Here is a 14,196-nt window from a genome sequence, read left to right as displayed (position 1 = left end):
TTCGGAGTGCTCGGGTGCATCTCTGTAAGACTTCAAGAGCCACTGCCAGAACCGTTACGGTGCGCGCGCTCCCGTAGGAGCGGACCTTGTCCGCGAAGGCTCGTCTTGCACCCAGATTTCAGGATGAACACCTGTAGGAGCGAGCTTGCTCGCGAACGGAGTCCGCAGCGGGGCAAGGTTCGCGAGCAAGCTAGCTCCTACGAAGAGCCGCGCAGTGCCCGACCTGCTAGGGACGGCGCTGCGCGCGTTCCCCCGCAAGGCCTGCGTCAGACGGAAATACCGCCAATCAGCGCAGCTTCTCCATCATCTGGTAGTACCACATCCCCGCCGCCAGCATCGGGTTGCCGAACACGTCGCCCATCGGCACGCGGATGTGCTTGCACTGGGCGAAGGTGTCGAATTTCTCCAGGTCGCCGGTCATCGCCGTGGCCATGATCTCGCCCATGATGTGGGTGGTCGCCACGCCATGGCCGGAGTAGCCCTGGCAGTACCAGACGTTCTCCGACAGCTTGCCCAGCTGCGGGATGCGGTTCATCACGATGCCCATGGCGCAGCTCCACTGGAACTCGATGTCCACGCCCTTCAGCGCCGGGAAGGTGCGCTCGATGCACGGCCGCAGCTCGCCGGCGATGTCGCGCGAGTCGCGGCCGGAGTAGTTGGCGCCGCCGCCGAACAGCAGGCGGCCGTCGCCGGTCATGCGGTAGTAGTCGAGCACGAAGCGGCAGTCGTAGACCGCCAGGTCCTGCGGGTTGATGCGCTTGGCCAGCTCACCCAGCGGCCTGGTGGTGACGATGCCGCCCATGGCGGGGAAGATCATGCCCTTGAGCTGCTTGCGTTCCAGCTTGTGGTAGACGTCGCCGGCCAGCATCACTTGCGCGGCATTGATCCGGCCGCCCGAAGTAACCACCGCCGGACGCGGGCCGTGGACGATGTCCAGCACCTCGGAATGTTCGAAGATCAGCGCGCCCAGGCTGGCAGCGGCCTTGGCCTCGCCGATGCACAGGTTGAGCGGGTGCAGGTGCATGTTGCGGGTGTTCTTGATGGCGCCGCAGTAGAGGTCGCTCTCCAGGTGCGCACGCACGTCGGCACCGTCCAGCAGGCTGATCTCGTCCCCCATGCCACGGCGCTTGGCGTCGTCGAAGGTGGCCTTCAGCTCGTCCATGTGCGAGGGCTTCATCGCCGCGTGCAGGTGGCCGAACTTCAGGTCGCACTGGATGCCGTACTTTTCCACGCGGCTCTTGATGATCTCGTGGCCGCGCCAGCGCAGGTGCCAGATGAAGTCGTCGACGTCGTCGCCCAGCCACTGGCGCATCTGCTTCTCCATGGCGGAGTCGCCCGAGAGGCTGCCGGTGACCTGCCCGCCGTTGCGCCCGCTGGCGCCCCAGCCGACCTTGTTGGTCTCGACGATGGCGACCTTGTAGCCGCGCTCGGCCAGCTCCACGGCGGTGGCGACGCCGGTGAAGCCGCCGCCGATGATGGCGATGTCGACGTTCACCTCGCCTTGCAGCGTGGGGTAACCGGTCTCTTCGTTGAGGCTCGCGGAGTAATAGGACTTCGCGCGCTCGGGGGCGGGGGTGGCGGGGTTCAGTGCAGCGTTCATTTCGGTGTTCCTGTGTTATTCGATTTCCCTCTCCCCAGCCCTCTCCCTGAAGGGAGAGGGGGCTGATCGGAGCGGGCTGCAAATTCGGTTTCAGCCTGAGGTTCCCATGAGCGAAAAACTCATCTCGGCACAATCGGCCCCCTCTACCGCTTGCGGGAGAGGGTTGGGGAGAGGGGCTTTTAAGCTCAGCTCATGTCACCTCAAGCCTGCGTCAGATACCAGCGCCAGTCCTGCTCGCCGACCTCGCCCATGAACTGACGGTACTCGGCCTGCTTGACCTTCAGGTAGACGCCGAGGAATTCGTGGCCCAGGGCATCGCGCGCCCAGCTGGAACGTTCCAGCGCGCGCAGCGAGGTCAGCCAGTCGGTGGGCAGCAGTTCCTTGGCCTGGGCGTAGCCGTTGCCTTCCACCGGCGCACCCGGGTCGATCTGCTCGCGGATGCCGCGATGGATGCCGGCGAGGATGGCCGCGGCGGCCAGGTAAGGGTTGGCGTCTGCGCCGCAGATGCGGTGTTCGACATGCCGGGTATTGGCCGGGCCGCCGGGCACGCGCAGGCTCACGGTGCGGTTGTCGCAGCCCCAGGTCGGCGCCAGCGGCGCGTAGCTGTTGGCCTGGAAGCGGCGGTAGGAGTTGGCGTTGGGGCAGAACAGCAGCAGCGAGTCGAGCAGGCTTTTCAGCATGCCGCCCACGGCCTGGCGCAGCAGCGGGGTGCCGGCCGGATCTTCGCTGGCGAACAGGTTGTTGCCTTCGGCGTCGGCCAGGGAGACGTGCATATGCATGCCGGTGCCGGCCAGGTCGTCGAACGGCTTGGCCATGAAGCACGCCTGCATGCCGTGCTTGTGCGCCACGCCCTTCACCAGGCGCTTGTAGCGCACCGCCTGGTCCATGGCGAGCAGCGCGTCGCCGTGTTCCAGGGTGATTTCCACCTGGCCCGGCGCGTACTCGGAGATGGCCGTGCGCGCCGGAATCCCCTGGGCCTTGCACGCGGCGTAGAGATCGGCGAGGAAGGGTTCGATCTGCTCCAGCTCGCGCAGGCCGTAGACCTGGGTGGCGCGCGGTCGGCCGCCGTCGGCATCCAGCGCCGGCTGCGGACGGCCATTGGCGTCGCGCTTGGCGTCCAGCAGGTAGAACTCCAGCTCGCAGGCCATCACCGGGTGGTAGCCGGCGGCCTTGAGGCTGTCGATCACCTGGATCAGCACATGGCGCGGGTCGGCGATGTCCGCCGGCTTGCCTTCTTCGGGGTGCATGCTGACCTGCACTGCCGCCGTGGGAATCTGCCGCCAGGGCAGGCGCACCAGGCTGCCGGCCAGCGGGTAGGCGCGGCAGTCGATATCGCCGACGTCCCAGACCAGCCCGGAATCCTCCACATCCTCGCCGTGCATGGTGAGGCCGAGGATGGTGCTGGGCAGCGGCCGGCCGGACTGGTACACCGCGAGCAGTTCCTCGCGGTGCAGCAGCTTGCCGCGCGGCACGCCGTTGGCGTCGAGGATGAACAGCTCGACCATCTCGATATCGGGGTTCTGGGCCAGGAAATACTGGGCTTCTTGCACGGAGGCGAAATTCATGGGGCTCTCGTTAGCATCCACGCGGATGCGCTGACGACCTGCAGGCCAGGGCCGCGCCGAAGGGCACGGGGTTGAAGGCAGGCAAGCGATGCAACGGGCTACGTCTTGTTCGATGAAGGCGCGGCTTTGTGAGCCAAGCTCTTCGATGAATGTAGCTCCGTCGGGCGGAGTCGGGCGGGGTGCCCGGTCAGCGAGAGGCGGAATCCGGCGGGCGCGCGTGGCGGCAATGCCAGAGCGCCCAGAAGGCCAGTTCCAGAGGCAGGGTCAGCGGTTGCAGTTCGAGCCAGCGGGCGTGTTTGCGCGGCAGGCGGACGGCGCTGCCGGCCTTGCGGGCGGCGACGTGTTCCAGCGGTGCGGGCGAAACGAGCAGGTGCATGTCGAAGGATTTGGCTGACGATTCCCGCAGACTCGCACGGCGTATGGGTTTGTTAAATGTGATTTTCACGACCTTTGGTTTTGCCAGATCGAAACTGATTCTGGGGTCCCGTGCACCGGCATGGCCGTTCCAGAGCCGTTCCGGCCAGCCGCGCGCATTCCGTCGAAGCGCCCGGAACGCCCGCCGTGTCTGCCCTAGACTGGGGCAAACAGTGTCCGCCACGGTCCCGTCATGTGCCGTATCGTCTTCGCCCCGTCCATCCAGCGTCACGTATCCATCGAGGAGCGCGAGTTGCCGGCCGCGACCCTCACCGACGCGCTGGAAGCGGTATTTGTCGAAGCGCCGAAACTGCGTGGCTACCTGCTGGACGACCAGGGCGGGCTGCGTCGGCATCTGACGATCTTCATCGACGGCCTGCGCCTGCGTGATCGCGCCGGTCTCAGCGATGCGCTGGATGCGGACAGCGAGGTCTATGTCGTGCAGGCCTTGAGCGGCGGTTGAGGACCCAGCGGCATTTCAGGAGAGCAAGATGGATGATCGATTGCTGGTGGCGACCCGCAAGGGTCTGTTCACCTTTCAGCGCGGGGCCGACGGCTGGCAGGAAACCCGCCGCGATTTCCTCGGCGAACCGCTGAGCACGGTGCTTGCCGATCCCCGCGAGGAAACCCTCTACGCCGCCCTCAACCTCGGCCACTTCGGCTGCAAGCTGTGGCGTCAGCGCTCCGGCGAGGATTGGCAGGAGATCGCCGTGCCGACTTACCCGCCGCAGCCCGATCCGCTGCCCAAGGCCGGTGAGGGCGAAGCCCCGCCTGCGCCCTGGGTGCTGCAGCAGATCTGGTGCCTGGAGACCGGCGGCGCTGCCGAGCCCGGCGTGCTCTGGGCCGGAACCATTCCCGGCGGGCTGTTCCACAGCGCCGATGGTGGCGACAGCTGGGAGCTCAACCGCCCGCTCTGGGACTTGCCCGAACGCTCGCGCTGGATGGGGGGCGGCTACGATTGGCCGGGCATCCACTCGATCAGCGTCGACCCGCGCGACAGCCAGCACCTGACCGTCGCCGTGTCCTGCGGCGGCGTATGGCAGAGCGACGATGGCGGGGCCAGTTGGCGCGTGACCACCCGCGGCATGTACGCCGACTACATGCCGCCGGAGCTGCGCGAGGACGGCGTCATCCAGGACCCGCACCGGCTGGTGCATTGCCCCGCGCAGCCGCAGCGCCTGTGGGTGCAGCACCACAACGGCATCTTCACCTCCAGTGACGGCGGCACGCACTGGAGTGACGTGAAGGCCGAACCGTCGAGCTTCGGCTTCGCCGTCGCCGTCCACCCGACCCGGCCGGACACCGCCTGGTTCGTCCCCGCGGTGAAGGATGTCTGCCGCATTCCGGTGGACGCCCGCTTCGTCGTCACCCGAACCCGCGACGGCGGCGCCAGTTTTGAAGTCCTCGACGGCGGCCTGCCGCAGGGCGCGGCCTTTGACCTGGTGTATCGCCACGGCCTGGCGGTGGACGACGATGGCGCCTGCCTGGCGATGGGCTCCACCACCGGCGGGCTGTGGCTGTCGGAGAACGGCGGCGATCATTGGCAGTGCCTGTCGGCCAACCTGCCGCCCATCTACTGCGTGCGCTTCGGCTGAGACCCGGACGCGGATGCCTATACTCCCTGGCATTTCCGGCGCGCCTGATGCCGCCGGACCCGGGGAGACCGCATGACTGCCAGCATCCAGCACTTCTTCGACACGGCCACCTCCAGCTATAGCTATGTCGTTGCCGATCCGGCGAGCCGCCGTTGCGCCATCGTCGACCCGGTGCTGGATTTCGATGCCGCCGCGGGGCGTGTTGGCCATTCCAGCGCCCAACGCATCGTCGACTATGTGAACGGCCATGGCCTGAGCGTGCAGTGGCTGCTGGAAACCCACCTGCATGCCGACCACCTGTCCGCCGCCGCCTGGCTCAAGGGCCAACTGGGCGGCAGGCTGGCCATCGGTGCGAGCATCGCCCGGGTGCAGCGCACCTTCGCCGGCCTGCTCAACCTCGGGGAGAGCTTCCCCTGTGATGGCAGCCAGTTCGACCAGCTGTTCGAAGATGGCGAGCACTTCAGCATTGGCGAATTGCAGGCGCAGGCTCTGCATACGCCCGGCCATACGCCGGCGTGCATGACCTATCTGGTCGGCGATGCGGCCTTCGTCGGTGACACGCTGTTCATGCCCGACTATGGTACCGCCCGCTGCGATTTCCCCGGCGGCGATGCGCGGCAGCTGTACCGCTCGATCCAGCGACTGTTCGCCTTGCCGGACGACACGCGGCTGTTCCTCTGCCACGACTACCTGGCGCCGGGGCGCAACGAGCACCAGCACGAGACGACCGTGGCGCTTGAGCGACAGGCGAATGTGCACGTGCATGAAGGTGTCGGCGAGGACGCCTTTGTTTCCATGCGCAATGAGCGCGACGCAACGCTGCATGCGCCAGCGCTGATCTGGCCGTCGATCCAGGTCAACATGCGCGGCGGCGCGTTGCCCGAGGCAGAGGACAACGGCGTGCGCTACCTGAGCATTCCGTTGGACCGGATGTGATGGGGTTCGCGAGCAAGCTCGCTCCTACGAAGAGCGCATCGGCCTCAACTGTAGGAGCGAGCTTGCTCGCGAACCGCGCCGAGAAGGGCGCTACAGCAACAGACTGCGAATGTCCCCCAATACCTCGCCCAGCCTGCGGGTAAAGCGCGCCGCTGCCGCACCGTTGATCACCCGGTGGTCGTAGGACAGCGACAGCGGCAGCATCAGCCGGGGCTGGAAGGCCTTGCCGTCCCACACCGGCTGGATGGTCGCCTTGCTCACGCCGAGGATCGCCACTTCCGGCGCGTTGACGATGGGCGTGAAGCCGGTGCCGCCGATGTGCCCGAGGCTGGAAATGGTGAAGCAGGCGCCCTGCATGGCGTCGGCGGAGAGTTTCTTGGTCCGCGCCTTTTCCGCCAGTTCGGCAGCCTCGAGCGCGAGTTGCAGCAGGCCCTTGCGGTCCACGTCGCGGATCACTGGCACCAGCAGGCCGTCCGGGGTGTCGACGGCGAAGCCGATGTGCACGTACTTCTTGCGGATCAGCGCCTTGCCGCTGGGCGCGAGCGAGCTGTTGAAGTCCGGCAGCTCGCGCAGCAGGTGGGCGCAGGCCTTGAGCAGGATCGGCAGGATGGTGAGCTTGGTGCCAGCCTTCTCCGCCGCGGCTTTCTGCGCGATGCGGAAGGCCTCCGCCTCGGTGATATCGGCGGACTCGAACTGGGTCACGTGGGGCACGTTCAGCCAGCTGCGGTGCAGATTGGTGGCGCCGACCTGCATCAGCCGGGTCATCGCCACTTCTTCCACTTCGCCGAACTTGCTGAAGTCGACTTCCGGAATGGGCGGGATGCCCGCGCCGCCAGTTGCGCCTGCTGTTGCGCCGGACTTGCTGCGCTGCAGCTGCCCCTTCACGAACGCCTGCACGTCTTCCTTGAGGATGCGGCCCTTCGGCCCGGTGCCGGTGACTTGCGCCAGTTCGACGCCGAACTCGCGAGCGACCATGCGCACCGCTGGGCCTGCGTGGACCTTGGTGCCGTCGCGGCTGGGCGCGCCCACCGGCGCCACCTCCGGAGCATTTTCCGGCTCGGCCTCGGGCTTGGGCGCAGCAACGGTTCTTTCCGTGGCGGTTGGCGCAGGAGCCGCTCCCGCGACCTCCAGCTCCAGAATGTCGTCGCCTTCCTTGAGGGTGTCGCCGATCTTCACCTGGATGGCTTTCACCACCCCGGCCTTCGGCGCGGGAATCTCCATGCTGGCCTTGTCGGACTCCAGCGTCAGCAGGCTCTGGTCGGCTTCGATACGGTCGCCGACCTTGACCATCAGCTCGATGATCTCACCCTGGCCATTGCCGATGTCCGGCACCTTGATGGTTTCCACGCCAGCGCTGCTGGAAGGGGCCGCTTGAGGTGCGGGCGCGGCGGTGGGCGCGGGTTCCGCCGCGGCAGGTTTGGCAGGCTCCTCGGCCTTGGCTTCAGTCTTGGATTGGGCAGCGCCGCCTTCGGCTTCCAGTTCGAGGATCTCATCACCCTCCTTGAGGGTATCGCCGATCTTCACCTTGATGGCCTTCACCACCCCAGCCTTGGGCGCGGGAATCTCCATGCTGGCCTTGTCCGACTCCAGCGTCAGCAGGCTCTGGTCGGCCTCGATGCGGTCGCCGACCTTGACCAGCAGTTCGATGACTTCGCCCTGGCCGTTGCCGATGTCGGGTACGCGAATGGTCTCGCTCACGGTGCCTCTCCTCAGCAGTCCAGCGGGTTGGGTTTTTCCGGGTCGAGGCCGAATCTCGCGATGGCCTCGGCCACCACCTTCGGCTCGATGTCACCGCGATCGGCCAGGGCCTCCAGCGCGGCGAGCACTACCCAGTGGCGGTCCACCTCGAAGAAGTGGCGCAGCTTGGCGCGGGTGTCGCTGCGTCCGAAGCCGTCGGTGCCGAGCACCTTGTATTCCTTGGTCGGCACCCACTGGCGAATCTGCTCGGCGTAGACCTTCATGTAGTCGGTGGACGCCACCACCGGCCCGCGGCGCCCGCCCAGGCACTGCTCAACGTAGCTGGGCCGTGGCTTCTGCCCCGGATGCAGGCGGTTCCAGCGCTCGACTGCGAGGCCGTCGCGGCGCAGCTCGTTGAAGCTGGGCACTGACCAGACGTCCGCGCCTATGCCGAAGTCCTCGCGCAGAATCCTCGCCGCTGCTTCCACCTCGCGCAGGATGGTGCCTGAGCCGAGCAACTGCACATGGTGCGCTGCGGCCTTCTTGTCCTCTTCGAGCAGGTACATGCCCTTGATGATGCCTTCCTCGGCGCCCTTGGGCAGCGGCGGGTGCGGGTAGTTCTCGTTCATCACGGTGATGTAATAGAAGACGTCCTGCTGCTCCTGCATCATCTGCCGCACGCCTTCCTGGATGATCACCGCCAGCTCGTAGGAATAGGTCGGGTCGTAGGTGCGGCAGTTGGGGATGACCGAGGCCAATACGTGGCTGTGGCCGTCCTCGTGCTGCAGGCCTTCGCCGTTGAGCGTGGTGCGCCCGGCGGTGCCGCCCAGCAGGAAGCCGCGCGTCAGGCTGTCACCGGCCGCCCAGGCCAGGTCGCCGATGCGCTGGAAGCCGAACATCGAATAGAAGATGTAGAACGGCAGCATCGGCTGGCGGTAGTTGCTGTACGCCGTGCCAGCGGCTATGAAGGACGACATGGCGCCGGCCTCGGTGATGCCTTCCTCGAGGATCTGGCCCTGCTTGTCCTCGCGATAGAACATCAGCTGTTCCTTGTCGACCGGCTCGTACAACTGGCCCACCGAGGAGTAGATGCCGAGCTGGCGGAACATGCCCTCCATGCCGAAGGTGCGTGCCTCGTCGGGGATGATCGGCACGATGCGCTGGCCCAGCTCCTTGTCCTTGACCAGCTGCGAGATGATCCGCACGAAGGCCATGGTGGTGGAAATCTCGCGGTCGCCTGAGCCATCCAGCAGCGCCTTGAGCGTCTCCAGCGGCGGCGCCGGGATGCGCTGGCTGTTGCCGTGGCGGTGGGGCATGAAGCCGCCGAGGGCGGCGCGGCGCTCCTTCAGGTAGCGCGCCTCGGCGCTGCCTTCGTCGGGGCGGTAGAAGGGCAGTTTGGCGAGGTCCGCGTCCTTGATCGGGATGTCGAAGCGGTCGCGGAAGGCGCGCAGGCTGTCCACGTCGATCTCGTGGATGTTGTGGGCGATGTTCTTCGCCTCGCCGGTGCCGGTGCCATAACCCTTGATGGTCTTGGCCAGCACCACGCTGGGCTGGCCCTTGTGGTTCACCGCCGCGTGGTAGGCAGCGTAGACCTTGTAAGGGTCGTGGCCGCCACGGTTGAGCTTCCAGATTTCCTCGTCGGAGAGGTCCTTGACCATCTCCAGCAATTCGGGCCGCGCGCCGAAGAAGTGCTCGCGGACGAAGGCCCCGTCCTTGGCCTTGTAGTTCTGGTAGTCGCCGTCCACCGCTTCGTCCATCCGCGCCTGCAGCAGGCCGGCGTGGTCCTTGGCGAACAGCGGGTCCCAGAAACGGCCCCAGATCACCTTGATCACGTTCCAGTTGGCGCCACGAAACACTCCTTCCAATTCCTGGATGATCTTGCCGTTGCCGCGCACCGGGCCATCCAGGCGCTGCAGGTTGCAGTTCACCACGAAGATCAGGTTGTCGAGCTTCTCGCGTCCGGCCAGGGAAATCGCGCCGAGGGATTCCGGCTCGTCGGTCTCGCCGTCGCCCAGGAAGCACCAGACCTTCTGCTTGCCGGCGGGGATGAAACCACGGCTCTCCAGGTATTTCATGAAGCGTGCCTGGTAGATCGCCTGGATCGGCCCCAGGCCCATGGACACGGTGGGGAACTGCCAGAACTTCGGCATCAGCCGCGGATGCGGATAGGAAGAGATGCCCTTGCCGTCCACCTCCTGGCGGAAGTTCTCCAGTTGCTCGTCGCTGAGCAGGCCTTCGATGTAGGCGCGCGCGTAGAAGCCCGGCGAGGCGTGGCCCTGGAAGTAGATCAGGTCGCCGGCGTGTTCCTCGGTGGGGCCGTTGAAGAAGTAGTTGAAGCCGATGTCGTAGAGGGTCGCGGAGGATGCGAAGGTGGAAATGTGCCCGCCCAGCGACGGGTCCTTGTGATTGGCGCGCATCACCATGGCCAGTGCGTTCCAGCGCACCAGCGAGCGGATGCGCCGCTCCATGAACAGGTCGCCGGGCATGCGGGCCTCATGGCCCACGGGAATCGTGTTGCGGTAGGGCGTGGTGATGGCGTAGGGCAGTTGCGTGCCGGTTCGGCTGGCCAGCTCGCCTAGGCGAGTCATCAGGTAGTGGGCGCGCTCTTCGCCTTCTTTTTCCAGTACGGATTCCAGCGCGTCCAGCCATTCCTGGGTTTCGACGGGGTCGATATCGTGCATGGTCAGGGGTCCTGGTTACGGGGTCGGCTCTACGCAATGCCGGCTCCGGGCCAGGTGATCCATCGGGTTGGCGCAGCGGGCGGCGGCCCTCGTGAGGCCCCCGCGCTGCCGCCGGCACGCGCGTGTGGCTATAGAGCTTAGTCAGCTCTGGCGCCCGTGCCCGCCCGGTTGGTCGAGTCAGGACGTCGCAGCGGCTCTCTATCAGGGCGTGACGCTTAGCGCGTCGCGCCGCAGGTCGTCGCCGCGATTCCACTGCGCGGCCACCAGCCGATCGCGCCCGGCCTGCTTGGCCTGGTAGAGCAGGCGGTCCACCGCCGCGACGAAGTCCAGCGGGCGGTCGCTGGAGGAGGGCACGGCAGTGCCGACGCCCAGGCTGATGGTCAGCAGGTCGGAGACGGCGGACTTCCCATGGACGATCCGTTGTTCGCGCAGCACACCGCGGCAACGCTCGGCCACCTGCCGGGCGGCTTCGCTGTCGGTTTCCGGCAGCACCAGCACGAACTCCTCGCCGCCGAAGCGCGCGATGAAGTCGCGCGGGCGAAGCAGGGCGCCGGCCAGCGCCTTGCCGACGCTGCGCAGGCAGTCGTCGCCCTGGATGTGCCCATAGTGGTCGTTGAACTGCTTGAAGTAGTCGATATCCAGCAGCACCAGGGACAGCGGCTGGCCGCTGCGCTGGGCGCTGCCCCATTCGCTGTCCAGCACCGAATCGAACATGCGCCGGTTGGCCACGCCGGTCAGGCCGTCCTTGTACGAATACTCCTCCAGCTGGCGCTGCAGCATGATCAGCTGTTCCTCGGCGCGCTTGCGTTCGCTGATGTCGAACATGAAGCCGACCAGCGAGTCCACCTCGCCGGTGTCGTCGCGCACCACGTGCACCACATCGCGGATCCACACGTAGTCGCCGGAGGAGGTGAGGGCGCGGTAATCCGCCTCGTGGTCGGTGCCCTCGCGGGACTGCGACACGCAGAAGTTCACGACTCGGTCGCGGTCCTCGGGGTGCATGCGCTCGGCCCAGTCGTTGGCGCTGACCCAGCTGGCCTGGCTCCAGCCCAGCAGCGCCTCGATCTGCGGGCCGATGTAGGCGAAGGTCATGGTTTTCCAGTCGATCTTCCACGGAATGGCGCGGGTGGATTCGAGAAGGGTCTGGTAGACGGGATTTTCCGGGGAGGCGTCGTACGGCATGGCGGCGGCTCGCTGATAGCACTGTGCCTTGTTCTATCACGGCGCGATGACCGAAAGCCGATCAATTGCGTCGCCGGCAGGCAGGAAAGCGGCGGGGCGACGGACGGTCGTCAATAACAGATACGGATTCTTCAGCAATTCATAACGGGTTCTTCACGAATCCGGGGATAGGGTTTGCCTGCCCGCCATCTGACAACCCCGCAGTGCGATGGAAACCCAGGGATGGGTCGGGCTTCACCCCTTTTGCAGCAGTACGGCGGAGTCCCATGCCCATCCCCAAGTTCATGCGTTCCCTGTCCCGAGGTTGGCTGTCGATGCTGGCGGCCCTGCCGGTGCTGGCCTTGCTCAGCGGCTTCCTGCCCCTGGACTTCTCGCGTCCCGCGCCGCTGGTGGGGGATGCGAAGCGCCAGGCGGAACTGCGCGAGCACTGGCAGAGCGGCGACCTGATCGTGCTGGTGCGCCATGCCGAGCGTTGCGACCGCTCCAGCGCGCCCTGCCTGGGAAACAGCGATGGCATCACGGTGCGCGGCGGCCAGAGCGCCCAGGCCATCGGCCAGGACTTCGCCGCCCTCGGCCTGGCCAACGCCGACATCCTCAGCAGCGAACAGCTGCGCGCCGTGCAGACGGCCACCTCGATGTTCGGCAAGGCGCCGCAGGAACAGGGATGGTTGTACAACTGTGAAGGTTCGATGCTTCGCCAGGCGCTGCAGCACAAGGTGGCGCACCGCAACCTGATCCTGGTGACCCACAGCGAGTGCATCGAAGACCTGGAACATTCGGTCAGCGTGAAAGACCCGGCAACCCCGGAATATGCCTCGACGCTCTTCGTGCTCAGCGAAGCGGACCAGAGCCCGCGCCTGCTCGGTTACCTCGATGCCGACCAGTGGCCGCTGAACGTCAGCGGGCGCTGATCTGGCTGGGCGTGGCGCCCAGTCGATAGCGCTGCAGCTCCTGCGGAGTCAGCACGCGCATGCGTTGCGGGTCGATGCTCTGCATGGTGTCGGCCAGTTCCAGCGGAATGTCCATTTCCCGGAAGTAATTGCGCGCGTTGTAGCTGCCCGCCGCCTGGGACGAATCGCCCGCGGGGTAGTAGGGGCGATGCAGGCCCACGTAACCGCGCACCGTGCGCTGCTTGCCGGCGGCCAGCAGGTAGACGCAGGAGCCCTGGCAGACGCTGTCGGTCGGCACCAGGGTTTCGAAGCCGGATTCGCGCAGCAGGCGGCCCATCTTGATCGCTTCCGCGGCGCTGCCGCCGATGCTGTCCAGCAGCGCCACCTTGCGCGCGAACTTGCCGGGGTTGGCCAGCAGCCCCTTGAACAGACGCTCGTAGTCGCCCGGCGCGATGTCTTCGCTGATCCGTACCGCCAGGACTTCGCCGACCTTGGAATGCTGCACCGGCTTCACCTCGACCTGGGCGAAGGCCAGGCCGGAACCTGTCGCAGTGGTGACGAGTGCGGTGGCGCAGAGCAGGGCGGCGCGGAGCATGAGGCGGTGAGTCCTTTCAGGGCAGCTTGTACGAAGGCTCGGAAGATACCCTGATCGGAGAAGTCCGTCAGCCAGCTTTGTTCAGACAGGTACGCAGCAGGCGCCGCGCCGACTTGTTGACCCGGCGGCGCTCCAGCTCTTCGGGGGCGAACCAGCGGCAATCGGCGATTTCGTTCAGCGGGGTTGGCTGCTGCGTCGAATCGACCGGCGTCTCGAAGACGTAGTGCAAGGTCTGGTACAGCTCCAGGGGCGCCACGTAGTTCATCTGTTCGATGGCCAGCCCGGTCTCCTCGATCAGCTCGCGCACGGCGGCCTGACCGGGGCGTTCGTCGGCCTCGATGCGGCCACCGGGGAGGTTCCATTTCGACTTGGGTTTGCGGACGAAGAGGATCTTGTCGTCGAGGCGGCAGATGACCGTTGCACGCTCTTTCAGGTTCTTAGCCATACCGGCTGCTCCTCGACAGGCTTCCACTAGTGTTCAGGGTAGACATTAATCAAAGAATCCCAACCAGATGAACTGGTTACGGCGTTTATTTAGACAAATGGTAAGGATCGGACGCTGAAAAGGTATGTCAGGCCTTTCTGAAGAAAGGCTCGTCATGTTCTCGACTGGCACTCCTTCTGGATGGACCGGTGTCCGAGATTGAAGTGCGAATTTTCTCTCCAGCCAGCAGGGCGCCCACTCAGGACATGTCGCTCTTCTCGAATTCCTCGCCCAGGAAATCCAGCAAGGTTCGTACCGAGGGCAGCAATCCGCGACGCGAAGGGAATACCGCATGGACCACGCCGGTGCGCGGCGCCCAGTCCGGCAGCAGGTTCACCAGCGTGCCTTCGTTCAGGTCCTCGCAAACCACCACGGCGGGAATGTGCACCGCGCCGGCCCCCGCCAGCGCGGCCTGGCGCAGGGCGACCAGGTCATCGGTGACCAGGCGCGGTCGATAGCGCACCTGCGCACTGGCACCCTTGGGACCGTCCAGCTGCCAGAGGTACTCCCGTTGCACGGCCCCCCAATGCAGCGTCGGCAGGGCCGCCACGTCGGCGGGAGCCGGGCGTGCCGGCAG

General features: G+C 66.3%; 13 protein-coding genes. 4 read left to right on the top strand and 9 right to left on the bottom strand.

Annotated elements, in window-relative coordinates:
- Positions 1 to 286 precede the first annotated feature (286 nt).
- From ACCC94_RS11665 to ACCC94_RS11655, 3 genes are all read right to left on the bottom strand, one after another.
- Complete coding sequence (locus tag ACCC94_RS11665; RefSeq protein WP_413349620.1) at positions 287 to 1,600, bottom strand: NAD(P)/FAD-dependent oxidoreductase; 1,314 nt, start codon at positions 1,598 to 1,600, stop codon at positions 287 to 289.
- A gap of 200 nt (positions 1,601 to 1,800) precedes the next feature.
- On the bottom strand, positions 1,801 to 3,165 hold the full coding sequence (locus ACCC94_RS11660; protein ID WP_413349619.1) for a glutamine synthetase family protein: 1,365 nt from the start codon (positions 3,163 to 3,165) through the stop codon (positions 1,801 to 1,803).
- 187 nt (positions 3,166 to 3,352) lie between these two features.
- A complete protein-coding gene (locus ACCC94_RS11655; RefSeq protein ID WP_413349618.1) occupies positions 3,353 to 3,541 on the bottom strand; it encodes a hypothetical protein in 189 nt (62 codons plus the stop codon).
- A gap of 231 nt (positions 3,542 to 3,772) precedes the next feature.
- On the opposite strand from ACCC94_RS11655, the gene ACCC94_RS11650 reads away from it, so the two are divergent.
- From ACCC94_RS11650 to ACCC94_RS11640, 3 genes are all read left to right on the top strand, one after another.
- Positions 3,773 to 4,042 carry a MoaD/ThiS family protein gene (locus ACCC94_RS11650; RefSeq protein WP_413349617.1) on the top strand — a complete coding sequence of 90 codons (270 nt, stop codon included), beginning with the start codon at positions 3,773 to 3,775 and terminating at the stop codon, positions 4,040 to 4,042.
- A gap of 28 nt (positions 4,043 to 4,070) precedes the next feature.
- Positions 4,071 to 5,174 (top strand): WD40/YVTN/BNR-like repeat-containing protein, encoded by a 1,104-nt coding sequence (locus ACCC94_RS11645; protein WP_413349616.1) that lies wholly within the window; start codon positions 4,071 to 4,073, stop codon positions 5,172 to 5,174.
- Between the two features lie 72 nt (positions 5,175 to 5,246).
- Entirely contained in the window at positions 5,247 to 6,110 is an 864-nt protein-coding gene (locus tag ACCC94_RS11640; RefSeq protein ID WP_413349615.1) for an MBL fold metallo-hydrolase, read from the top strand.
- 90 nt (positions 6,111 to 6,200) lie between these two features.
- On the opposite strand, the gene aceF is transcribed toward ACCC94_RS11640, so the two are convergent.
- From aceF to ACCC94_RS11625, 3 genes are all read right to left on the bottom strand, one after another.
- Positions 6,201 to 7,808: a dihydrolipoyllysine-residue acetyltransferase gene (gene aceF / locus ACCC94_RS11635; RefSeq protein WP_413349614.1), complete on the bottom strand. Its 1,608-nt coding sequence runs from the start codon at positions 7,806 to 7,808 to the stop codon at positions 6,201 to 6,203.
- Positions 7,809 to 7,819: 11 nt separating this feature from the next.
- Positions 7,820 to 10,468, bottom strand: a complete 2,649-nt coding sequence (aceE, locus tag ACCC94_RS11630) for a pyruvate dehydrogenase (acetyl-transferring), homodimeric type (RefSeq protein WP_413349613.1) — start codon at positions 10,466 to 10,468, stop codon at positions 7,820 to 7,822.
- Positions 10,469 to 10,669: 201 nt separating this feature from the next.
- Entirely contained in the window at positions 10,670 to 11,650 is a 981-nt protein-coding gene (locus ACCC94_RS11625; RefSeq protein WP_413349612.1) for a GGDEF domain-containing protein, read from the bottom strand.
- 266 nt (positions 11,651 to 11,916) lie between these two features.
- Here ACCC94_RS11625 and ACCC94_RS11620 point away from each other — a divergent pair, with 266 nt between their 5' ends.
- Entirely contained in the window at positions 11,917 to 12,561 is a 645-nt protein-coding gene (locus ACCC94_RS11620) for a histidine phosphatase family protein (protein WP_413349611.1), read from the top strand.
- On the opposite strand, the gene ACCC94_RS11615 is transcribed toward ACCC94_RS11620, so the two are convergent.
- The 3 genes from ACCC94_RS11615 to ACCC94_RS11605 all read right to left on the bottom strand — a co-directional run.
- Complete coding sequence (locus ACCC94_RS11615) at positions 12,548 to 13,135, bottom strand: hypothetical protein (RefSeq protein WP_413349610.1); 588 nt, start codon at positions 13,133 to 13,135, stop codon at positions 12,548 to 12,550. The genes ACCC94_RS11620 and ACCC94_RS11615 overlap by 14 nt on opposite strands.
- 67 nt (positions 13,136 to 13,202) lie before the next feature.
- Positions 13,203 to 13,580, bottom strand: a complete 378-nt coding sequence (locus ACCC94_RS11610; RefSeq protein ID WP_413349609.1) for an NUDIX hydrolase — start codon at positions 13,578 to 13,580, stop codon at positions 13,203 to 13,205.
- Between the two features lie 238 nt (positions 13,581 to 13,818).
- A partial coding sequence (locus ACCC94_RS11605) for a LysR substrate-binding domain-containing protein (protein ID WP_413349608.1) occupies positions 13,819 to 14,196 on the bottom strand: 378 nt, incomplete at its 5' end.

Origin of the sequence: Pseudomonas sp. Pseusp97, assembly GCF_047304025.1 — a bacterium.
Lineage (GTDB): Bacteria > Pseudomonadota > Gammaproteobacteria > Pseudomonadales > Pseudomonadaceae > Pseudomonas.
Note: the sequence above shows the minus strand (reverse complement) of the source record. Positions and strands in the feature narration are given on the sequence as shown.

Coding starts and splice junctions, on each gene's coding strand:
- ACCC94_RS11640 (WP_413349615.1), top strand. CDS start 5,247: ATGACTGCCAGCATCCAGCACTTCTTCGACACGGCCACCTCCAGCTAT.
- ACCC94_RS11660 (WP_413349619.1), bottom strand. CDS start 3,165: ATGAATTTCGCCTCCGTGCAAGAAGCCCAGTATTTCCTGGCCCAGAAC.
- ACCC94_RS11645 (WP_413349616.1), top strand. CDS start 4,071: ATGGATGATCGATTGCTGGTGGCGACCCGCAAGGGTCTGTTCACCTTT.
- ACCC94_RS11625 (WP_413349612.1), bottom strand. CDS start 11,650: ATGCCGTACGACGCCTCCCCGGAAAATCCCGTCTACCAGACCCTTCTC.
- aceE (WP_413349613.1), bottom strand. CDS start 10,468: ATGCACGATATCGACCCCGTCGAAACCCAGGAATGGCTGGACGCGCTG.
- ACCC94_RS11665 (WP_413349620.1), bottom strand. CDS start 1,600: ATGAACGCTGCACTGAACCCCGCCACCCCCGCCCCCGAGCGCGCGAAG.
- ACCC94_RS11620 (WP_413349611.1), top strand. CDS start 11,917: ATGCCCATCCCCAAGTTCATGCGTTCCCTGTCCCGAGGTTGGCTGTCG.
- ACCC94_RS11615 (WP_413349610.1), bottom strand. CDS start 13,135: ATGCTCCGCGCCGCCCTGCTCTGCGCCACCGCACTCGTCACCACTGCG.
- ACCC94_RS11655 (WP_413349618.1), bottom strand. CDS start 3,541: ATGCACCTGCTCGTTTCGCCCGCACCGCTGGAACACGTCGCCGCCCGC.
- ACCC94_RS11610 (WP_413349609.1), bottom strand. CDS start 13,580: ATGGCTAAGAACCTGAAAGAGCGTGCAACGGTCATCTGCCGCCTCGAC.
- ACCC94_RS11650 (WP_413349617.1), top strand. CDS start 3,773: ATGTGCCGTATCGTCTTCGCCCCGTCCATCCAGCGTCACGTATCCATC.